Raw genomic sequence first — 21,359 nt, 5'->3', positions numbered from 1 at the left:
CGTCAGACAGCACTTAGTAGCGGTAGTGTTCCGGCTTGTAGGGACCTTCCGGCTTCACGCCGATATAGGCGGCCTGATCGGCGTCCATCTGGGTCAGCTTCACGCCGATGCGGTCGAGGTGCAGGCGAGCCACTTTCTCATCCAGATGCTTGGGCAGGATGTAGACCTCGTTTTGGTACTGGTCGCCTTTGGTGAACAGCTCGATCTGCGCCAGAACCTGGTTGGTGAAGGATGCCGACATCACGAACGAGGGGTGCCCGGTGGCGTTGCCGAGGTTCAGCAGACGGCCTTCGGACAGCAGGATGATGCGGTTGCCCGAGGGCATCTCGATCATATCCACCTGTTCCTTGATGTTGGTCCATTTGTGGTTCTTCAGGCTGGCGACCTGGATTTCGTTGTCGAAGTGACCAATGTTGCCAACGATGGCCATGTCTTTCATCGCACGCATATGCTCGATGCGGATCACATCCTTGTTGCCGGTGGTGGTGATAAAGATATCCGCGCTGGCAACTTCGTCTTCCAACAGGGTGACTTCGAAACCGTCCATAGCGGCCTGAAGGGCGCAGATCGGGTCCACTTCGGTCACTTTCACACGGGCACCGGCGCCGCGCAGCGAAGCGGCCGAGCCTTTGCCCACGTCGCCATAACCACAAACCACGGCAACCTTACCGGCCATCATGGTGTCGGTGGCGCGGCGAATGCCATCGACCAGCGATTCCTTACAGCCGTATTTGTTGTCAAATTTCGACTTGGTGACCGAGTCGTTCACGTTGATCGCCGGGAACGGCAGGTGGCCGTCTTTCACCAGCTGATACAGGCGGTTCACACCAGTCGTGGTTTCCTCGGACACACCCTGAATTTGGTCGCGCATCTTGGTGAACCAACCCGGCGATGCTTCCATGCGTTTAGCGATCTGCTTCTTGATCACTTCTTCCTCTTCCGAGCCCGGGACCGGGATGATGTCCTCACCCGCCTCGGCGCGAGCGCCCAGCAGGATATACAGCGTCGCGTCGCCGCCATCGTCCAGGATCATGTTCGGGCCGTCTTCGAACAGGAAGGACTTGTCCAGATAATCCCAATGCTCTTCCAGCGTCTGACCCTTGATGGCGAAGACCGGAACACCGGCTTCGGCAATCGCTGCCGCTGCGTGGTCTTGGGTTGAGAAAATATTGCATGACGCCCAGCGCACATCCGCACCCAGTGCGACCAGTGTTTCGATCAGTACACCCGTCTGGATGGTCATGTGCAGCGATCCAACGATGCGCGCACCTTTGAGCGGCTTGCTTTCACCGTATTCCGCGCGCAGGGACATCAGGCCCGGCATTTCTGTTTCGGCAATGTCCAATTCCTTACGGCCGAACCCGGCCAGTGAAATGTCCTTAACGATATAGTCCCCGGCCATCAGGCGCTCCATTTTCCGGTTAATCTTAGTCCCGGCTGCCCTAGCATTCCTTGGGGCAGGAGGCAATGTAGACGACTTCCAACTAAAAGATGTAAGTCTTTGTCAGCTTGGGATTCCTTCAATTTTTATCTTTGGTATCGCTTCAAAAAAATCAGTGCCAACGGCAACAATGCAACTGATTCCATTCGCATTGGTGACCAAAACGGTATAGCTACCAGTTTCCTTAGAGGTCCAAACCTCCATCACCGAATGCGCCCCGCGTGTCTTTTGCAGACCACCAAAGGCCAATTCCTCGGCGTAGTTTTCCTGCAATTTGGCGATAATATCGTCGCGCTCAGCGCAATTCTTGGCAAAGGCCGGTGGGGCTGTGGCAGCCATTCCAAAAGTCAGTGCAAGGGCGAACAAACGCTTGAACATGGCAAACTCCTTTCGTTTCGCGTTTCGCTTGTGAGAGGAGCACACCGGGAGAAGCGTGTGCCCCCCTCGGTTTTTATGTCGGGATCGGATGATGTTGTTTCAAAGCACGAATGCTCAAGAAAACGTTGGCAGCAAGTGATCCTGACAGGTAAATCATACCACAAAATACGATTTTTATGTGTCCGACTTCACAAGGCATGGCAAAATGGCAACACAACCCCGAGCATGGCAGAGGATGCTGTCAGGCCGCAGGCTGGACCTTTTGGACCCAACCCCGGTAGATATCGAGATCGAAGATATTGCGCATGGATTGGCCTTTGTCGCCCGTTGGAACGGCCAGACGAACGGCGACTTTGCCTATTCCGTGGCCGAACATTCCCTGCTGGTCGAAGAAATTTTTGGCCGGATTGCCCCAAATGCACCGATAAAATGGCGGCTGGCGGCGCTGTTACATGACGCACCGGAATATGTGATCGGCGACATGATCTCACCCGTCAAATCCGCTGTTGGCCCCGACTATGGCGCGCTGGATGATCGGTTGGCGGCCGCCATTCATATCCGGTTCGGTCTGCCCGCCGAGGTGCCGAAGACCGTAAAACGTCAAATCAAGAAGGCCGACAAGATCAGCGCCTGGATGGAGGCAACCCAAATCGCTGGGTTTTCCGAGGCCGAGGCAACGAAGTTCTTTGGCCGCCCGGATCGGGCGGTGATGGAGGGGTTGCAGATTACGCTGAGACCTCCGATTGAGGTGCGGCAAGCCTATACCGCGCGGCATGAAGACCTGCTTGCGCAGCTATAATCAGCAATCCGAACGACGAAAAGTAATGGTGCAGGCAGTTTAATGCCAGTCAAATTAGCCGTGGCTGGACTGTCTTTCTTTTAGTTTGGGTCGCGATCTTTGTCGCAATACCAGAATATCTTACCGCGGGCTGCGTTTCGCCAAAATCCGCTGCAAAGTCCGGCGGTGCATGTTCAACCGCCGAGCGGTTTCAGAGACATTCCGGTCGCACAACTCGTAGACCCGCTGGATATGTTCCCACCGCACGCGATCGGCGCTCATGGGGTTTTCAGGGGGCGGAGGCAGTTCGTCGCCCTTGGCCAGCAGCGCGTTTGTGATGTCAGTCGCGTCGGCAGGTTTTGAAAGGTAGTCCGTCGCGCCGATTTTCACAGCGGCCACAGCGGTGGCGATGGCGCCATACCCGGTCAGGACCACAACCCGGCTATCGGGGCGCTTTTCGCGCAGCACTTCGACCACATCCAGCCCGTTGCCATCCTCGAGCCGAAGATCAACAACGGCATAAGCCGGAGGACGCGCGGTTGAAATCGCGCGTCCTGCTGCAACGGAACCCGCGGTTTCGACCTCAAAGCCACGCTTTTCCATGGCCTTGGCCAAACGTCTCAGAAACGGCTCGTCATCATCTACCAGAAGCAGGGATTTGTCAGGGCCGATATCAAGCTGAGAACTGTCTGCCATATTTGGGTCTTTCTGCTATTTCATGCCGTTGGCTTGGGTATGAGTAATAGCAGCGCGCGAACAAAGGTCAAACAACCTTGTTACGATGCGGCCTGATCCAGAAAGCACCCAACTTTGTCCGCCATCTGCTCGGCCGTGTCATCGCGCTTGAAAAACTCAAGAAAACCATGTTCGGGCGTGACCAGATAGGTAAAAGTGGAGTGATCGACAAGATAATACTCGTCGCTTTTGTCATGCGCCTTGTAATAGGTCTTGTAGGCCTTGCTGGCCGCCTTCACTTGCTCGGGCGAGCCGGTAAGCGCGATGGTCTTGCCGCCCAGATTAAAGGCATAGTCATCCACAACCTCTGGCGTGTCGCGTTCGGGGTCGATTGAAATGAACAGCGGCGTTGCGGAATAACCCCGTTCGGCCAGGATATCCACGGCCTCTGCATTGCGCGACATGTCGAAGGGGCAGACATCCGGGCAGAACGTATAGCCAAAATAAACCAGCGTAGGTTCGGTGATCACATCTGCGTCAGTGACAGTCTCACCCTTGCCATTAACCAGCTCAAAGGGCCCGCCGATGGCCGCCGCGCCTCCGGCGATCTGACTGGACCGGCATTGCGCGAACTGGTCATCAGAACCGCTACCACGCGTCAGAAGCCACATGGCCCCAAGGCCAATTGCCAACACAACAGCTGCAAGAATTGCGTATAGACGGGTCATTTCAGTTTTCCGGTCGCAAGGGGTTGTTGAACGTTTCGGCCGGGACACCTATCAAGATGATCAGCCTATGCAACAGGACATAAGGAACCAATGGCAGAATCCAACCAGACCTTTTGGCGCGGCCAGGAACGCAGCAGCTGGATTCGCCTGCGCACCCTTATCCTGTTGCGATGGGTGGCCATCATTGGCCAGTTCACAGCCATCACCGTTGCCCAGCAATATTATGATGTGCAACTGCAACTGGGCCTGTGTTATCTGGCCATTGGCATTTCCGTCATGGGCAACCTGACAGCCATCCTGTTGTTCCCACAAAACAAGCGCCTGACCGAGTTCGAAAACTTCTTAATGGTTCTTTTCGACCTGCTGCAACTGTCGATATTGCTGTATCTGACGGGGGGGTTGAACAACCCGTTTGCACTGCTTCTGTTAGGGCCGGTTACAATTTCCGCCAATGTTATGAGCACCCGATCGACCCTGATCGTTGGGGCCGTGGCGATTGTTCTGACAACCCTGCTGGCCGAGTTCCACCTGCCTCTACGCACCAGTCTGGGACTTGTTCTGGATATCCCGGATATTCTGCTGTTCGGAAACTGGGCCGCGATTGTCATCGCTATTGTGTTTATCGGCGCCTATTCCCACCGCGTCAGCTCGGAAGTTCAATCCATGTCCGAGGCATTGGCCGCAACGCATATGGCATTGGCGCGCGAACAGAAGCTGACCGATCTGGGTGGCGTTGTTGCGGCTGCCGCGCATGAGCTGGGGACACCTTTGGCAACAATCAAACTGACCAGCGCGGAACTGATCGAAGAACTGGACGATCACCCGGACTTGAAGGAAGACGCCGCATTGATCCGCGAGCAGGCCGATCGGTGCCGCGATATTCTGCGGGATATGGGCCGAGCCGGCAAAGACGACCTTCATTTGCGACAGGCGCCACTGTCAACCGTGGTGAACGAGGCGGCCGAGCCACATGTGGGGCGCGGAAAAGAGGTTCATTTCTCGGAAGGGCCGGCGTTGGACGGCGATGTGCAGCAGCCGTCAATCCTGCGAAAACCCGAAATCATTCACGGGTTGCGCAACCTGATCCAGAATGCAGTGGATTTTGCCCGAGCCAATGTCTGGGTCGAGGCCGAGTGGACCGACACAGTGATCACAGTCAGCATCATGGACGACGGTCGAGGGTATCCGTCACACATGATCGGACGCATCGGTGATCCTTTTATGCGGCGCAGGCGCGCTGACGCCGACAAGAAAGCCCGGCCTGAATACGAAGGCATGGGCCTTGGCCTGTTCATCGCCAAAACCTTATTGGAGCGCAGCGGTGCCGAGTTGGAATTCGCCAACGGCGCGGACCCTTATCAAAACCTGACTGACGACCCGGCGCGCAAGGGGGCTATTGTCAAAGTGTCGTGGCCCCGCAAACTGATCGACGCGCAAAAAGGTGACACACCCGTCCCTTCGGGTTTGAATGAACGTATCCAGGTGTAAGTTAAGAGACCGTTAACCAAACACACCCATAGTCAGACCGGGTTGGGATCTGCTTTGGGGATAATGATGGCCGATTGGATCATTCTGGCCGCAATCAGCATCGTCTCGGGCTGTTTTGCCGTTCTGTGGCTTGTGCCGCGCCGGGCGTACAGGGATCAGTCGTATGGGCTGTTTTCGACTACCTCTCTGTTCGATGCGGTGTTTCTGTTCGACGGAGAACGGCTGATCAGCCATTCCGACATTGCGCTTGCGGGTTTCGAACACGTGAGAAACTGGCCAGATTTGCGCCGATTGCTGCAAAGGGATTTCCCGACTTTTCCGGAATCTCCGGATACCGTGCGCGACAGTGGGTATGTTGTGGTCTCTCCAATCGACTGCACGGTTGAACGTGATGTTCTGTGCGAGTGGATTGACGGAATTGTCCGCGTTCGGCTACGTGAATCTACCGAGAAAAAGCCCGAAGTGTCAGGTGCTCTGAACAACCCGACCCGGCTGGCCATGGATCAAGCCCCATACCCTGTGTGGCTGTTGGATCAAAACAATCGGGTGCAATGGTGCAACGCCGCCTATGTTTCGCTTGTCCGAAAAACGCGAGATCAGGACACCGATCTGACCGTCCCCCTGTTTCCCTCTGCCCCTGAAGAACGATCCGTCGGAAGAACCAGAGTTTCGGTCGGTGTTTCAGGCAGCAGCAACAAGCTTTGGTTCGACCTGACCCAGATTGAGCAGGAGCCCGGCCACCTTTGTTATGCCGTAGACATTAACGCAATAGTCGAAGCGGAAACCGCACAGCGTAAATTCGTTCAGACCATGACCAAGACCTTTGCTCAACTTTCGATCGGTTTGGCCATCTTTGATCGCAATCGGCAGCTTGCACTTTTTAATCCCGCTTTGATCGACCTGACCACTCTTCCACCCGATTTCCTGAGCTGCCGTCCTAGCTTAAGCAGCTTTTTTGACCGCCTGCGGGATCAACATATGATGCCGGAACCCAAAAACTATCGCAGTTGGCGGCGACAGATGAATGATCTTCTCGAAGCGGCAGAAGACGGAAACTATCACGAGACATGGTCACTTCCATCGGGATCGGTTTATTCCGTCAGCGGTCGACCCCACCCGGATGGAGCAGTGGCGTTTTTGTTCGAGGATATTACCGCCGAAATCACCCTGACGCGCCGCTTTCGGTCTGAAATGGATCTTATGCAATCCATTTTCGACAAGCTTGCAGATGCAATTGCCGTTTTTGCCGACGACGGTACCCTCGCTTTTACAAATTATGCTTATCAAAGGCTTTGGGGTGGCACGGAAGAGACCGGGTTTCAGACGGACACAGCCACAGACGTAATGCGGCGCTGGCAGGATCAGTGTTACGCGACCCCGATCTTGGGTGAAATCCGGGATTTTGTCGAAACACGCGACGACCGGGCTGAATGGTCAGCTGACATTCAATTAAAATCCGGCATCCTTGTGGAATGCACAATCATTCCGGTTCACAATGGCGCGACAATCGTGCGGTTTTCGGCTACTAAAACCCCGGCAAAAATCCCTCTGATCGAGCAGATCAGCGCCTGAACCGGGTTGCAGCCTGTCGGGCGCAAGGTCATTGTGGCGCCATGACGAAGCTGCCCCGATCCCTAACGTTCCAGTCCCCCGAAGAAACAGCCAATTTCGCCGTGCATCTTGGTGCAAACTTGCGATCGGGCGATGTTGTGTTGTTGGAAGGTGAGATCGGCAGCGGAAAGACCCATTTTGCGCGCGCGCTTATTCAGTCGCTCATGTCCGAGCCCGAAGATGTCCCTTCGCCCACGTTTACCTTGGTGCAGGTCTACGATACGCCGATTGGCGAAATCTGGCACAGCGACCTCTATCGTTTGAGTGCGGTAGACGAGGTTGAGGAACTGGGCCTGATTGACGCTTTCGAAACTGCTATCTGCCTTGTCGAGTGGCCTGACAAACTTGGTCCACTTACCCCAGGTGCCGCTTTGAAGCTGACCTTCAAAACAGACCCTAACACTGAAGATTTGCGCCATTTGACCCTGTCATGGAATGATCCGAAATGGACGAAAAAACTGGAGACCTTTGGATGACAAACAGGACGGTCCTCGCCGAAGCCCTGATTGCTCAAACCCAGTGGGCCAACGCCACCCGTGCACCGCTGGCGGGCGACGCTTCGGACCGCCGCTACGAACGGCTGACCGACCAGGCCAGTGGGCACACGGCTGTTTTGATGGATGCACCACCTGAAAAATGCGAGGATGTCGAGGACTTTGTGCGCATCGGGAATTACCTGCGTTCGGTTGGCCTGAGCGCACCTGAGATCTACGCAGAAGATGCGCAATACGGCTTTCTGTTGCTGGAAGATCTGGGTGACGATCTTTTTAGCCGGGTGCTGGCAAAGGATCCTTCGAAGGAACGTGTTTTGTATGAAGCGGCAACAGACGTTTTGCTGCACCTGCATCAAGCGCCGTCTTTGTCTTTGACATCCTTTGACCCGCCGCTGATGACCGAACTGTGCACGCTGGCCTTTACAAGTTACGCGGCCGGAATATTGGGGTCTTACGACGCACGTGCACTAAGCCGGTTTGAACACCGTTTCGCGGATGTTCTGCACCGCGAAACATCAGGTGCGAAAGTGGTCGCGCTCAGGGACTATCACGCGGAAAATCTGATTTGGCTCCCGGATCGCGACGGGCTAAAACGCGTTGGCCTGCTGGACTTCCAATCAGCCGTTCTGGCCCATCCCGCCTACGATCTGGTCTCACTGCTGCAGGACATTCGCCGCAAGGTCTCTCCCGGGGTCGAAATGCAGATGATCAATCGGTATATTGCGGCCTCTGGCATGGACGATCACGATTTTCGCACGGCCTACAGTGTGCTGGGCGCACAACGGAACCTGCGCATTTTAGGTGTGTTCGCACGCCTTGCCACGGACTTTGGCAAACCGCACTACGTGGACATGATACCAGCGGTCTGGGATCATCTGATGCGCGATCTGGATCATCCGGCCCTGGTGTCGATCGCACCGTTGCTGCACGAGGCTTTGCCCAGCCCATCCCCTGAAAACCTGAACAAGCTGAGGGTGCAATGACCGGTTCACCCTTTGGCGTGATGCTGTTTGCAGCAGGGTTTGGCACGCGCATGGGCGCTTTGACCAAGGACCGTCCCAAGCCGTTGATTAATGTGTCCGGGCGCCCTCTGATTGATCACGCGCTGGATCTTGCGCACGAACTTAACCCTGTGCGCATCGTGGCGAACGTGCATTACCACGCCGATCAGCTGTATGCGCATCTCAACCCCAAAGGGGTAATGATCTCACGCGAAGAACCAGAGATTCTGGAAACCGGCGGCGGATTAAGGGCCGCCCTACCCTTGTTGGGCACCGACCCCGTTTTCACGCTGAACACCGATGCCATCTGGTCGGGCCCAAACCCTCTGACCCTGTTGCAAAAAGCGTGGGATCCGACTCGTATGGATGCGCTTTTGATGTGTATTCCAATCGCCCAAACCATTGGTCACACGGGGGACGGAGATTTCTCGGTCGACGCGGACGGTCGCATCACACGCGGTCCCGGTTTGGTCTATGGGGGGGCGCAAATTGTCAAAACGGATGGATTACAAAGGTTTGCGCAACCCGCTTTTTCGCTGAACCTGCTTTGGAACCAGATGCAAGATCAAGGCCGCCTGTTTGCAGCCGAGTATCCGGGGCGTTGGTGTGATGTTGGACGACCCGAGGGTATCGCCCTGGCCGAAGGTCTGTTGGCTGTTGTTTGAACCCAGCGCCCTGCCCCGCGTCTTTGCTGTGCCACCCGGCACGGATTTCCCAAAAGCATTGGTCGATGGCCTGCGGCAACGCTGCTCTGGCCCGCCGGAAGCCTTGGCGCGGGTGGAGCTGGTGCTGAATACGCGGCGTATGGAACGGCGCGTCCGCGATTTGTTCAATCAAGGTCCACCGTGCCTGCTGCCACGTCTGTCGCTGGTCACCGATTTGGGGGAAAGTGTTGATCTGGCGCAGATTCCCCCGGCCGCCCCCGCCCTGCGGCGACGTCTGGAACTCACGCAGTTGGTGGCCAAACTGCTGGAACAGCAACCGGATTTAGCGGCGCGCTCTTCGGTCTTCGACCTCTCTGACAGTTTGGCGGCGCTCATTGATGAAATGCAGGGTGAAGGTGTGTCGCCCGAGGCCATTCGGCAGTTGGATGTCAGCGACATGTCGGGGCATTGGGCACGAGCGCAGGCTTTCATCAGCATTGCGGATCACTTCATTGACACCAGTGCAGAGGCGATGGATGCGCAAGCTCGCCAGCGCCGCGTTGTCGAAAACCTGATCGCGCGTTGGCAGGAGAATCCTCCGCACCATCCGGTCATTCTGGCGGGCTCCACCGGGTCGCGCGGAACAACGCTTATGTTGATGGAGGCCATCGCGCGTCTGCCACAAGGGGCGCTGGTTCTGCCGGGCTATGATTTCGACCAACCCGATCATGTATGGCAGGGGCTGGACGACGCGCTGACGTCGGAAGATCACCCACAATACCGGTTCCGCAAACTTATGCGCGCGTTGGAACTAGTGCCTGATCAAATTGCAGTATGGACTGATCTGTCCTCCCCCTCTCCTGCTCGCAACCGTTTGGTTTCACTTGCTTTGCGCCCAGCGCCGGTAACAGACGCCTGGATGACCGAAGGGCCAAAACTTACCGATTTGGGGGCCGCAACCAAGGACCTGACCCTGGTCGAGGCGCAATCGCCCAGAGCCGAGGCTTTGGCCATCGCCTTGCGCTTGCGACAAGCTGCTGAAACCGGACAAACCGCCGCTTTGATCACGCCGGATCGCATGTTGACCCGTCAGGTCAGCGCCGCACTGGATCGGTGGAATATCCTGCCGGATGACAGTGCGGGCTTGCCTCTGCAACTCTCACCGCCCGGTCGTTTTCTGCGCCATGTGGCCAACCTGTTCACGCGCCGCCTTGAAGGCGAGGCGTTGCTGACGCTGCTGAAACACCCGCTGTGCCATGACGGGGGTGAGCGCGGCGCTCATCTATTGCATACCCGTGATCTGGAACTGGACCTTCGCCACCATGGCCCGCCATTCCCCGACAGTATCAGCCTGACGGCATTTGCGATCCGCAAAGAAGCGCCGGAAAGCTGGGTCAAATGGGTCGTACATCACTTTTGCGACCAGCACATCAGCGGCGAGCTGCATCTGTCCGACTGGGTAGACCGACTGACAACACTGGCCGAAGCGATCTCGTCTGGTAGTACAGGTGTAACCGGCACGCTTTGGGACAAAAACGCAGGTCAAAAGGCGCTGGCGGTTGTGAACTCTCTCAAAGATGAAGCGCAGCATGGTGGCCTGATGACGGCCCATGATTTTGCCGATCTTCTGGGCGCGCTTTTGGCCAGCGAAGAGGTTCGTGATCGCGACGCCCCGCACCCGCATATCATGATCTGGGGTACGCTTGAGGCGCGGGTGCAGGGTGCCGACCTGCTGATTCTGGGCGGGCTGAATGAAGGAAGCTGGCCCGAGGCCCCGACGCCAGATCCGTGGCTCAACCGTCAGATGCGCGACAAGGCCGGATTGCTGCTGCCTGAACGCCGGATCGGTCTGTCGGCGCATGATTTCCAACAAGCCATCGGCGCGCCCGAGGTCTGGCTTACCCGCGCGATCCGCTCGGATGACGCGGAAACGGTGCCGTCACGGTGGTTGAACCGGCTGACAAACCTGTTGCAAGGGTTGCCGGAGCAGGGTGGTCGCAACGCTCTGGAAGGAATGCGTGCGCGTGGTCAGCACTGGCTGAACTGGTCAGAAGCTTTGGAAGAAGCGCCGCGCATTGAACCCGCGTCTCGCCCCTCGCCACGGCCACCCGCCGCCGCGCGCCCGCGACGCCTGTCTGTGACCGAAATCAAGCGGCTGATCCGCGATCCATACGCGATTTATGCCAAACACGTGCTGCGCCTGAAACCACTCGATCCGCTTGTTCAGGCCCCTGACGCCTTGCTGCGTGGGATCGTGATCCATGAAATCCTTGAGCATTTCGTTAAAGACAGCGTTCTCGATAGCGCTTTGCTGACACGTGAGAATTTCCTGAAACGGGCGCACAGCCTTCTGGAACAGCATGTAGCCTGGCCTACCGCCCGCAAACTCTGGCTGGCTCGGTTGGAACGGATCGCGGATGACTTCCTAGGCGCTGAACTAACGCGCCGAGGTGACGGCGGGCCAATTGCGTTTGAGGCGGCCATGAAGCTGGTGCTGGATCCAGTGGATTTTACCATAGTCGGACGTGCGGACCGGATCGATCACAATGGCCGGGGCGCGTTGCGGATCATCGATTACAAAACCGGCGCGCCGCCCACGGAAAGTCAGCAATCCAAATTCGACAAACAACTGTTGATCGAGGCGGCCATGGCTGAGCAGGGCGGGATTGAAGGCATTGACCCAATTGATGTAGCCGAAGCCATCTTCATCGGCATGGGCGGCAGTTACAAAGAGGTCTCCGCACCCTTGGTCAAAGAGCCGACCGATAAAGTTATTGCTGAGCTGAAAGAGCTAATTTTGGCTTATTTAGAGCCTGATCAGGGGTTTTCATCCCGTCGGATGCTGCACAAGGATACGGATATCGGTGACTATGATCATCTGGCGCGGTTCGGCGAATGGGACCGTACTGCTGAAACCTGCCCCGAGGACCTGAAATGAGCCCGCGCAACGATGCAACCGAACGGCAAGTGCAGGCCGCGCGCCCCGACGCCTCGACCTGGCTAGCGGCCAACGCGGGGTCCGGCAAAACGCGGGTTCTGACCGACCGCGTGGCGCGGTTGCTGTTGGGTGGGGTTCAACCTCAACACATCTTGTGCCTGACCTATACCAAGGCGGCAGCAAGCGAGATGCAGAACAGATTGTTCAAGCGCCTTGGCGAGTGGGCAATGCTGAATAATGCTCCTCTGTTGGAACAATTGACTGATCTGGGCGTGCCCGGCGACATCGACTCGGACAGATTGGCGCAAGCACGCACTTTGTTTGCCCGCGCCATCGAAACGCCGGGCGGTTTGAAAATCCAGACCATTCACTCGTTCTGCGCCTCGTTGCTGCGGCGCTTCCCGCTGGAGGCCGGGGTCAGCCCTCAGTTCTCCGAAATGGAAGACCGTGCAGCCGCCCTGTTGCGGGAAGAGATCGTCGAGGATTTCGCAGAAGGTCCGCAAGCCGGGCTGATTGAAGATGTGGCGCGGTTCGTGACCGATACGGGCTTTGAAAAATTGACAGCTGCGATCACGCACAGGCGCAGTCTGTTTGCCCAGCCATTGGGCTGGTCCGATCTGTTGAAACGGTTCGATCTGCCGGAAGGCTTTGACGAAACGGCCCTGGCCGAGCGGGTGTTTCTGGGCGGCGAAGTCGAGTTGATCCAGTCCATGCTGCCCGCATTGACAGAAAGCGGCGTCAACGATGGCAAGGCAGCGGCGAAGCTGGCCGGGTTCACTGAGACCCGATTGGCATATCTGCCTATTCTGGAAGGCGTGTTGCTGACCGGAAAAGGCGCAAAAGAGCCTTTCACCGCCAAGATCAATGGGTTTCCGACCAAACCCCTGCGTGAGGGCGAACTGGCCGACCGGATGCCGCAATTGGAATCCTTCATGCTGCGGGTCGAGGCCGCGCGCGAACAGCGTCTAGCCTTGGTCGCGGCCCAAAAAACCGCTGTCCTGCACCGCTTTGCCGCAGCCTACCTGCCAGAGTACGAACGGCGCAAGCAGTTGCGGGGCTGGCTGGATTTCGATGACCTCATCCTGCGCGCGCGGAAAGTGCTGAATGACCCGGCGGTGGCCGAATGGGTTCTGTATCGCTTGGACGGCGGCATCGACCATATTCTGGTGGACGAAGCACAAGACACCAGCCCAGACCAATGGGACGTGGTCGAAAAACTGGCTCAGGAATTCACCAGTGGGGAAGGGGCCCGATCCGGGGTTGAACGCACGATTTTTGTCGTGGGCGACAAGAAACAGTCGATCTATTCCTTTCAGGGCGCAGACCCGCAGGCGTTTGACAGAATGCAGGAAGAGTTTGGCCGGAAACTGGCTGAATCAGACTCTAAACTGTGGGATATGACGCTGGAATATTCGTTCCGCTCCTCCAGCGCGATCCTGTCCTTGGTCGATATTCTATTTGAAAACCGGATCGAGGCAGGGTTTCACAAGGACAGCCAGCACCGTGCTTTCAAAGCTGACCTGCCGGGCCGGGTTGATCTTTGGCCAGTTGTGGAGAAGGTCGAAGAGGCCGAGGAGGGCGACTGGACCGATCCGGTGGATCGCCCTGGCGCGCGGCACCATACTGTCATTCTGGCCGAACAGGTTGCACAGTCGATCAAGGCCATGATCGAACGGGGTGAAACGATCCCTGAAGATGGCAAGAACGGCAAGTTCGAAAGGCGAAAGGTGAAGCCGGGGGATTTCCTGATCCTCGTACAGCGCCGCTCGGATCTTTTTGCCGAAATCATCCGCGCCTGCAAATCCGCCGGTCTGCCCATCGCCGGGGCCGACCGGCTTAAGGTGGGTGCTGAACTGGCGGTCAAAGACCTCGCCGCGTTGCTGAGCTTTCTGGCCACGCCCGAAGACAGCCTGTCGCTGGCAACGGTTCTGAAATCCCCTTTGTTCGGATGGTCTGAACAACAGCTTTTCGATCTGGCGCACCGGCGAAAGGAGCAATTCCTCTGGGCCGCGCTGCGCAACCGGGCTGAGGAGTTTCCCGAAACGCTTGCCATTTTGAACGATTTGCGCAGTCAGATCGACTTTTTGCGCCCCTATGACCTGATCGAGCGCATTCTGACCCGCCATGACGGGCGGCGCAAATTGCTAGGCCGTCTGGGGGCCGAAGCTGAAGACGGCATCAACGCCTTGTTGTCCCAGGCGTTGGCCTATGAGCGCACCGATATCCCCAGCTTGACTGGGTTTTTGGTCTGGATGCAGACCGACGATCTGGAAATCAAACGGCAGATGAGCGGTGTGGGCAACATGATCCGGGTGATGACCGTGCATGGCTCAAAAGGACTTGAGGCTCCAATCGTGATCCTGCCGGATACCGCCAAACGCCAAGCACCGCGCGATGCCGAGATCATGGTGACCGAAGGCATTCCGCTGTGGAAAGTGTCGGCAGATGCATCGCCCAAACTGATCGCACAGGCGCGGGAACAGGCGCGTGCGCGTGAGGAAGATGAACGGCTCCGGCTGCTATATGTGGCTCTAACACGGGCCGAAAAGCGGTTGATCGTGGCCGCAGCCGGCGAATTGGGGAAAGACGGCAACAGCTGGTATCAAATGGTCGAGGCCGCGATGGAGAGGGCCGGAGCCGCGCAGCTGCCGGGTTCCGACATTCGCCGACTGTCTCATGGGGATTGGGATGCGCTGCCTTTGGTCGATCAACCGCAAATGACGACTGAACGATCCGAGTTACCAGACATATTTCTGCATCCGGCACCTGACCCCATTGAACCCACAAGTACGCTCAGCCCTTCGGATCTGGGGGGGGTCAAAGCGCTACCCGGTGAAGCTGGTTTGGATGAAGACGCTGCGAAACTGCGTGGAACACGTATTCACCTGTTGCTGGAGCACTTGCCGATAGCTGAACCGGAGATTTGGCCCGAACTTTGCGCACGGCTTCTACCGGATATGCAAGACACAGACCGGCAAGAGCTTTTGGCCGAAGCCACCCAGGTTCTGACGGCAGAATCGCTAAGGAATATTTTTGCACCTGAAACTCTGGCCGAAGTTCCAGTAACCGCAGATTTGAATGGGCAGCGTATGCATGGGGTCATCGACCGGCTCATCGTTTCGGATACGGACGTACAAGTGATTGACTTCAAAACAAATGTAACTGTTCCAATTCGCGTTGAAGACTGCCCTGAGGGCCTGTTACGTCAAATGGGGGCTTATGCGCAGGCGCTTGCTCAGATCTACCCCGGCCGGAACATCCGAACCGCTATTTTGTGGACCCGGACAGCAAACCTCATGTGGTTGCCACACGATCTTGTGACGGATGCACTGACCCGAACCCGGATACCTTGACCTTACCCGGCGCGACACCTACGTTCTGTTTCCGAGTTTACCCCATTCAGGAGACAGAATATGTCGACCGTAGCCGTTACTGACGACACCTTTGACGCCGAAGTCAAAAACTCGACCGTTCCCGTGGTCGTGGACTTCTGGGCAGAATGGTGCGGTCCCTGTAAGCAAATTGGCCCGGCGCTGGAAGAACTGGCCGCCGAGTATGGTGACAAGGTGAAAATCGCCAAGGTCGATGTGGACAGCAACCCGAACTCTGCCGCCGCAATGGGCGTGCGCGGTATTCCGGCGCTGTTCATCTTTAAGGATGGCCAGGTTGTTTCAAACCGCGCAGGTGCGGCCCCTAAGGCTGCACTGCAAAGCTGGATCGACGAATCCATCTGATCTGGTTCTAGCAGAACGTTCCAAAGGCGCCTCAGATCGGGGCGCCTTTTTTGTTGCAAACATCGGAGAAACCAATGGCAAAAACGCGGGTGCTTGTAGAATTCGGCATGGGTACATCCCTGCGCCGAATGGACTATACAGAGGCGTCGTTGCGGGCGATCAAGGATGCGCTGTGGCACAACTCGGTCAACATGGCCGAACTGTTCGGGTTTCCAAAAGAGGCAATGATCATCGATGCCGAAATCGGGGTGCAGCAACCGGATCAGGTGGACACTGATGCGCTAAAGGCGGTCTTTCCATATGGCCAGCCGAACATCACCGTCACAAAAGGCGGGCTGGATATAGAGAAACCCCATAGCGACGGACATACGGTCATCGCAAATGCCGCACTGATTGTTTCTTTTGATATGGAGCCCGCACAATGACCGAAAAACGCATTATTCTGGAAATGGGAACAGGCAACGACCTATACGGTCAGGACTATACCAAAGCGGCCCGTCGCGCGGTGCAGGATGCGTTGCATCATTCATCAATCACATTGTTTTCCAAGCTGGGCATTGATCATTCTCAGATGCGGGTCGGCGTGACCATCGGCGTCCAAGAGCCCGATCAGGTGGATTGTGATCTGGTTGCTGCCGATCTGCCGCGGGGCCGCGCCGAAGTGCGCGCGGTCAAGGGCGGTCTGGACGTAGCAGACAGCGACGCTGGAACACACCACGTGATTGCGACCGCAGCGGTCGAAGCATTCCTGCCCGACTTGTCAGGGAAATTCGTGCAAAGCTGACAAAGAAAAAGCCGCTCGGGGTTCCGGGCGGCTGTTCCAATTCGGTAATCCAGACGAAGGATCAGAGATTTGCGATGCTTTCGCGGGTCAGACCGATGTCTTCCAGCTGTGCGTCGCTGAGCTCCGACAGAAGGTTCCGTGTTTTGCGTGCGTCGTTCCATTTCGCAACAGATTTGACGACGTTTGAGAACGCGTCCGCCACGTGCAGGATGGTAGCTGCTCCGAGCGGCGCATGAATGTTAGCTGTGGTTGCCATGTGCGCAGTCCTTAGATGTGAAACAGCCGACCCGTTGTCGGTTGTAAGCCTCATGTAGTCCCGCGCGCTTGGACTCACAATTGCTGGTCTGGTAACCCCGGATTGCATTTTCTGCATATCTTTTGGGCACTTTAAGAACGGGTTGCGCCAACACCTTACCCGGCCCATATATACCGCCAGCGAAAACGGAGACGATCATGGCAGATAACGACTTTCCCGGTTGGCACGGCACGACGATCATTGGCGTCAAAAAGAACGGTCAGGTTGTCATAGCCGGTGATGGTCAGGTCAGCCTTGGTCAGACCGTGATCAAGGGAACGGCCCGCAAAGTGCGCCGTTTGTCGCCCGGCGGATTCGAGGTTGTGGCGGGTTTTGCCGGATCGACCGCAGATGCTTTCACACTGCTGGAACGTTTGGAAGCCAAGCTTGAGGCCACACCCGGCCAATTGGCGCGCGCCTCGGTCGAACTGGCCAAGGACTGGCGCACTGACAAATACCTGCAAAAGCTTGAGGCGATGCTGATTGTCACTGATGGCAAGGATCTGCTGGTCATCACCGGGGCAGGGGACGTGCTGGAGCCTGAGCACAACGTGGCCGCCATCGGATCGGGCGGGAACTTTGCACTCGCCGCGGCCCGCGCAATGATGGACGGCGACAAAGACGCCGAGCAAGTGGCGCGTGAAGCGATGGCGATTGCCGCCGATATCTGCGTCTATACAAATGGTAACCTGACGGTCGAGACGATAGCTTCATGAGTGCGGTTCTCGCAGCCATATTCGGCGGCCTAATCGGAGGTATTATCGGGCCAATTGTCCTAGAGGAATATCGGAGCAGGAAGCACAACAAGGAATGGAAAGAGCCTCGCAAAGAGCTCCTGAAATCCATGTTGAAGGACTCGAAGTACAAGTTCAAATCTTTGGAAAGGCTCAGCAGGACGATTGGCTGCACCGAGGATGAAACACGCTCGTTGTTGATTGAGTTGGGTGCTCGGGGCACCGTTTTGAGGAAATCAAAGAAAGAAGGTTGGGCGCTGATCGAAAGAGCGCCGTTACCAGAGAGCCAACGCAAACTGGACGAAGAAGAGATCGAGGAAGATCAAGAGTAATAGCTTTCTTCGCTTTAACTCAGCCGCGGGTCGCCTGTCAGGTTAACAGCGCCTTGATCTCTTTCCCTTTCCAGCGACGGTGCATTCCGATCAGCCCGAAAATCGCGGCAATGACAACGATGTAGTAAGGCACACGGATGTCGATGCTCATCAACCCGCCGCCGATCAGGGACATGATGCCTCCGGCCAGACAGAAGACGGCGGTGGTCACGCCCATGACCCAGCCTTGGTCCGTCTCACTAACGCTGGAGGAAAACAGACCCAGCATGGTCGGGTAGGCAACGCCGAACAGGAAGTAGAAGAAGAAGACCGGCACATAACTGAGCACACCATTGGGACTGAATGCAAAGGCCAGTCCACAGATCACCATTACTATGAGAGACGTGTAGATGATCTGGTGTTTGCTGAATCGCTCTTGCGCGGGTTTGACGAGGAAGGTGCTTGAGAACGCCAGCGCAAAGCCAATCACCACCATCGCCATACTGCCGCCAATCACACCGTAACCGAAAGCACTGGTCAGGAAGTTGTCGACAAAGACATAGAACGTCACGTTGGCGATCATGAAGAATGCGTATACCGGCAGGATTTTGAGAACCATCGGATGGCCACGCACGGCAATTAGGCTGTCGGTGATGTCACGTGGGCGAAAAACAAAGGGCTCACGCTCTGTCCGGGTGTCTTTGAAAAAGGTCATCACAAGAAATATCGCAATCAGCACCAGAACAAATGCGCCATAGAACGGGGTCTTAAGTGTCGCGTAGCTGCCCAGCAGAGCGGCGTCGGACAGAACCGCCCCGATGATCGGGCCGCCCACAAGGCCAAAGCTGACGCCAGTCACAATATAACCCATGTTGCGGTCGCGGTCGGCCGTATCGGTGCTGCCGTCAATCATAGCTGCCTGAGCGATGGGCTGGTTCCCGGCAGTGAAGCCGGTGACCGACCGCCCGACGATCAGCAGCAGCAGGCTGTTCATGTACAGCGCCGCGATGGTTAGGGCGTAACCGACCAACGCTCCGCCCAGACAAACAAGAAGTGCATTCTTGCGCCCAATGGAGTCCGAGACCTTCGAAACATAAACGACCCCCAGAAACCAGGACAGAAAGAAGCACCCGATCACCAGACCATAGTAGAAATGGCGCCGCCCCACGGGCGTGTCATCCGGCAGGAAGCCTGATTTCGTCTCCATGATGAGCGAGTTGATGATAGGAAAAACCAAGCCTTGACCGATCAGGTCGACAAAAACCACGAACAACAAGGTGATCTTGGCAATCTTGGTCATGAAAACGCCCCCGGTTCCAATGGCTTGGGGCGATTGTAACAGACAGTTGCTCTGTTACCTAACGATGTGTCAGAGGCCGGATGGGTCGGCCTCTGAGCGATGTAGCTACTTCAGTGACGCGACGCCCAGCGGCACACCAGCGACCTCGCACCAGATGTACACTTCGTTGTAGCCAGACACATCCATTGTGGGCGGCACGGCATAGGATTGCTTGCCGGTCAGGTGCAGTAGCGCACCCAGTTTGCTGTCCGGGGCATAAGTTCCGTCTTTACCAAAAGCGACGCGAGGATCAGGGCCGTTGTCCAGCGAGAAGTCGTCACCCAGTTCGACGATGTACCGATCACCGTCTTTGACCAGCTTCACGGAACCGGTTGTGATGTGGTTCGATCGGCCTTCGAACGAGCCTTTCTTTTTGGCACCGCCAGCCACAGCAGCGGTGGTGCCGGCCAGTGTCAGGGCCGCGCCCGTGGCAGCAGCTTTCACAAAAAGCGAACGACGAGTCATCATGATTTGGTATCTCCACTGATGTATCCAGGCTGAATTGCCCGTCGCAATAACTATGCAGCACGCGAAACGCCTCTGGCGATTCACATCGTCACGAATTTCCGTGTGGCACCTGTGAGTTGGCGTGAGTTTTCCGTGATCAGCTTGTGTTTTCGTGTCTTATGATTAGGTTCCGTCTCGAAACAACCGGATTGAATACACATGACCGACCTGACCCCGCGCGAGATCGTCTCGGAACTGGACCGCTTCATTATCGGCCAGAAGGATGCCAAACGAGCGGTGGCCGTTGCCCTGCGCAACCGGTGGCGGCGTAAGCAGCTGGCTGATGATATCCGGGACGAGGTCTATCCCAAGAATATCCTGATGATTGGCCCCACCGGCGTTGGCAAGACCGAGATCAGCCGTCGTCTGGCCAAACTGGCCCGTGCGCCCTTTATCAAGGTCGAGGCCACAAAGTTCACCGAGGTAGGATACGTTGGTCGCGACGTAGAACAGATCGTACGCGATCTGGCAGATGCAGCCATTGTCCAAACCCGCGAATACATGCGTGAAGACGTCAAAGCGCGCGCGCATCAGGCCGCCGAAGATCGCGTGATTGCCGCGATTGCGGGCGAAGACGCTCGCGAAGGCACGCGCGAGATGTTCCGCAAGAAACTGAAAGCCGGGGAGCTGGACGACACAGTGATCGAGCTGGAATTATCAGATACCTCGAACCCGATGCCTATGTTTGACATTCCAGGGCAGCCGGGCGGTCAGATGGGCATGATGAATCTGGGTGACATTTTCGGCAAGGCGTTTGGCGGGCGCACTGTCAAAAAACGCATGACCGTCGCCGAAAGCTATGATGCTTTGATCGGGGAAGAGGCCGACAAGCTACTGGATGACGAAACCGTCAATCGGATCGCTCTGGAATCGGTCGAACAGAATGGCATCGTGTTTCTGGATGAAATCGACAAGGTCTGCGCCCGCTCGGACGCACGCGGCGGCGATGTCAGCCGCGAGGGCGTACAACGTGACCTGCTGCCTCTGATCGAAGGTACCACCGTCAGCACCAAGCACGGTCCGGTGAAAACCGACCATATCCTGTTCATTGCGTCTGGTGCATTCCACATCGCCAAACCTTCGGATCTGCTGCCGGAATTGCAAGGACGTCTGCCGATCCGTGTGGAACTGCGCGCCCTGACAGAAGAAGACTTTGTGCGCATTCTGACCGAAACCGACAACGCGCTGACCCGGCAATACACCGCCCTGATGGGGACCGAAGAAGTCACGGTCAGCTTTACCGATGACGGGATTGCGGCGCTGGCGAAGATTGCTGCGGATGTAAACCAAAGCGTTGAAAACATTGGCGCACGGCGGCTTTATACGGTGATGGAGCGGGTTTTTGAGGACCTGTCTTTCGCAGCACCGGACAAGGCTGGCACAGAAATTACTGTGGATAACCAGTTTGTCAGCGACAATCTAGGTGAATTGACCAAATCAACCGACCTCAGCCGTTACGTTTTGTAACGGTACAGGCCG

Annotated in this window: 21 protein-coding genes; 14 read left to right on the top strand and 7 right to left on the bottom strand. The window is 56.8% G+C overall.

The window, feature by feature from the left end; genetic code table 11:
* Window positions 1-13: 13 nt before the first annotated feature.
* On the bottom strand, window positions 14-1,402 hold the full coding sequence (gene ahcY / locus GS630_RS04425) for an adenosylhomocysteinase (RefSeq protein WP_171178776.1): 1,389 nt from the start codon (window positions 1,400-1,402) through the stop codon (window positions 14-16).
* 102 nt (window positions 1,403-1,504) lie between these two features.
* Window positions 1,505-1,819 carry a hypothetical protein gene (locus GS630_RS04420; protein ID WP_171178774.1) on the bottom strand — a complete coding sequence of 105 codons (315 nt, stop codon included), beginning with the start codon at window positions 1,817-1,819 and terminating at the stop codon, window positions 1,505-1,507.
* Window positions 1,820-2,024: 205 nt separating this feature from the next.
* Between GS630_RS04420 and GS630_RS04415 the strand changes: the two genes are divergently transcribed.
* The gene (locus tag GS630_RS04415) at window positions 2,025-2,618 is read left to right on the top strand and encodes an HD domain-containing protein (RefSeq protein ID WP_171178772.1); all 594 of its coding nucleotides are present in this window, start codon (window positions 2,025-2,027) and stop codon (window positions 2,616-2,618) included.
* 120 nt (window positions 2,619-2,738) lie between these two features.
* Here GS630_RS04415 and GS630_RS04410 read toward each other — a convergent pair whose 3' ends face one another.
* Together GS630_RS04410 and GS630_RS04405 are read right to left on the bottom strand one after the other, a co-directional pair.
* Window positions 2,739-3,293, bottom strand: coding sequence for an ActR/PrrA/RegA family redox response regulator transcription factor (locus GS630_RS04410; protein WP_050604676.1), 555 nt, complete (start codon window positions 3,291-3,293; stop codon window positions 2,739-2,741).
* An 80-nt stretch (window positions 3,294-3,373) separates the two neighbouring features.
* Window positions 3,374-4,000, bottom strand: a complete 627-nt coding sequence (locus GS630_RS04405) for an SCO family protein (protein WP_171178769.1) — start codon at window positions 3,998-4,000, stop codon at window positions 3,374-3,376.
* Window positions 4,001-4,090: 90 nt separating this feature from the next.
* Between GS630_RS04405 and regB the strand changes: the two genes are divergently transcribed.
* The 10 genes from regB to GS630_RS04355 all read left to right on the top strand — a co-directional run bounded on the left by regB (window position 4,091) and on the right by GS630_RS04355 (window position 16,694).
* The gene (gene regB, locus GS630_RS04400; RefSeq protein WP_171178767.1) at window positions 4,091-5,488 is read left to right on the top strand and encodes a sensor histidine kinase RegB; all 1,398 of its coding nucleotides are present in this window, start codon (window positions 4,091-4,093) and stop codon (window positions 5,486-5,488) included.
* Between the two features lie 66 nt (window positions 5,489-5,554).
* Window positions 5,555-7,060: a PAS-domain containing protein gene (locus tag GS630_RS04395; protein WP_171234610.1), complete on the top strand. Its 1,506-nt coding sequence runs from the start codon at window positions 5,555-5,557 to the stop codon at window positions 7,058-7,060.
* Between the two features lie 41 nt (window positions 7,061-7,101).
* Window positions 7,102-7,575 carry a tRNA (adenosine(37)-N6)-threonylcarbamoyltransferase complex ATPase subunit type 1 TsaE gene (gene tsaE / locus GS630_RS04390; RefSeq protein WP_171178749.1) on the top strand — a complete coding sequence of 158 codons (474 nt, stop codon included), beginning with the start codon at window positions 7,102-7,104 and terminating at the stop codon, window positions 7,573-7,575.
* A complete protein-coding gene (locus GS630_RS04385; RefSeq protein WP_171711877.1) occupies window positions 7,572-8,576 on the top strand; it encodes an aminoglycoside phosphotransferase family protein in 1,005 nt (334 codons plus the stop codon). Before tsaE ends, GS630_RS04385 begins: the two co-directional genes overlap by 4 nt.
* Window positions 8,573-9,259 carry a nucleotidyltransferase family protein gene (locus GS630_RS04380; RefSeq protein ID WP_171620453.1) on the top strand — a complete coding sequence of 229 codons (687 nt, stop codon included), beginning with the start codon at window positions 8,573-8,575 and terminating at the stop codon, window positions 9,257-9,259. The genes GS630_RS04385 and GS630_RS04380 overlap by 4 nt, the downstream gene beginning before the upstream one ends.
* Window positions 9,204-12,176, top strand: a complete 2,973-nt coding sequence (gene addB / locus GS630_RS04375; RefSeq protein WP_253285895.1) for a double-strand break repair protein AddB — start codon at window positions 9,204-9,206, stop codon at window positions 12,174-12,176. Before GS630_RS04380 ends, addB begins: the two co-directional genes overlap by 56 nt.
* Window positions 12,173-15,529: a double-strand break repair helicase AddA gene (gene addA, locus GS630_RS04370; RefSeq protein WP_171620451.1), complete on the top strand. Its 3,357-nt coding sequence runs from the start codon at window positions 12,173-12,175 to the stop codon at window positions 15,527-15,529. The genes addB and addA overlap by 4 nt, the downstream gene beginning before the upstream one ends.
* Window positions 15,530-15,589: 60 nt before the next feature.
* Window positions 15,590-15,910, top strand: coding sequence for a thioredoxin (gene trxA / locus GS630_RS04365; protein ID WP_152459632.1), 321 nt, complete (start codon window positions 15,590-15,592; stop codon window positions 15,908-15,910).
* A 74-nt stretch (window positions 15,911-15,984) separates the two neighbouring features.
* The gene (locus GS630_RS04360; protein WP_171178731.1) at window positions 15,985-16,335 is read left to right on the top strand and encodes a Lin0512 family protein; all 351 of its coding nucleotides are present in this window, start codon (window positions 15,985-15,987) and stop codon (window positions 16,333-16,335) included.
* Window positions 16,332-16,694, top strand: a complete 363-nt coding sequence (locus tag GS630_RS04355) for a Lin0512 family protein (protein WP_171178729.1) — start codon at window positions 16,332-16,334, stop codon at window positions 16,692-16,694. The genes GS630_RS04360 and GS630_RS04355 overlap by 4 nt, the downstream gene beginning before the upstream one ends.
* Before the next feature lie 61 nt (window positions 16,695-16,755).
* Here the strand turns inward: GS630_RS04355 and GS630_RS04350 are convergent, their stop codons facing one another.
* Entirely contained in the window at window positions 16,756-16,950 is a 195-nt protein-coding gene (locus GS630_RS04350) for a DUF1127 domain-containing protein (protein ID WP_171178727.1), read from the bottom strand.
* Window positions 16,951-17,147: 197 nt separating this feature from the next.
* Between GS630_RS04350 and hslV the strand changes: the two genes are divergently transcribed.
* On the top strand, window positions 17,148-17,705 hold the full coding sequence (hslV, locus tag GS630_RS04345; RefSeq protein ID WP_171620449.1) for an ATP-dependent protease subunit HslV: 558 nt from the start codon (window positions 17,148-17,150) through the stop codon (window positions 17,703-17,705).
* Window positions 17,702-18,055 (top strand): hypothetical protein, encoded by a 354-nt coding sequence (locus GS630_RS04340; protein WP_171234621.1) that lies wholly within the window; start codon window positions 17,702-17,704, stop codon window positions 18,053-18,055. The genes hslV and GS630_RS04340 overlap by 4 nt, the downstream gene beginning before the upstream one ends.
* Window positions 18,056-18,092: 37 nt before the next feature.
* Here GS630_RS04340 and GS630_RS04335 read toward each other — a convergent pair whose 3' ends face one another.
* The gene (locus GS630_RS04335) at window positions 18,093-19,334 is read right to left on the bottom strand and encodes an MFS transporter (protein WP_171620447.1); all 1,242 of its coding nucleotides are present in this window, start codon (window positions 19,332-19,334) and stop codon (window positions 18,093-18,095) included.
* Between the two features lie 105 nt (window positions 19,335-19,439).
* Window positions 19,440-19,841 (bottom strand): DM13 domain-containing protein, encoded by a 402-nt coding sequence (locus tag GS630_RS04330; protein WP_171178718.1) that lies wholly within the window; start codon window positions 19,839-19,841, stop codon window positions 19,440-19,442.
* A gap of 198 nt (window positions 19,842-20,039) precedes the next feature.
* On the opposite strand from GS630_RS04330, the gene hslU reads away from it, so the two are divergent.
* Complete coding sequence (hslU, locus tag GS630_RS04325) at window positions 20,040-21,347, top strand: ATP-dependent protease ATPase subunit HslU (RefSeq protein WP_171620445.1); 1,308 nt, start codon at window positions 20,040-20,042, stop codon at window positions 21,345-21,347.
* Window positions 21,348-21,359: the final 12 nt, after the last annotated feature.

It is taken from the genome of Ruegeria sp. HKCCD7303 (assembly GCF_013111185.1).
In the GTDB taxonomy this organism is placed as follows: Bacteria; Pseudomonadota; Alphaproteobacteria; order Rhodobacterales; family Rhodobacteraceae; genus Ruegeria.
Note: the sequence above shows the minus strand (reverse complement) of the source record. Positions and strands in the feature narration are given on the sequence as shown.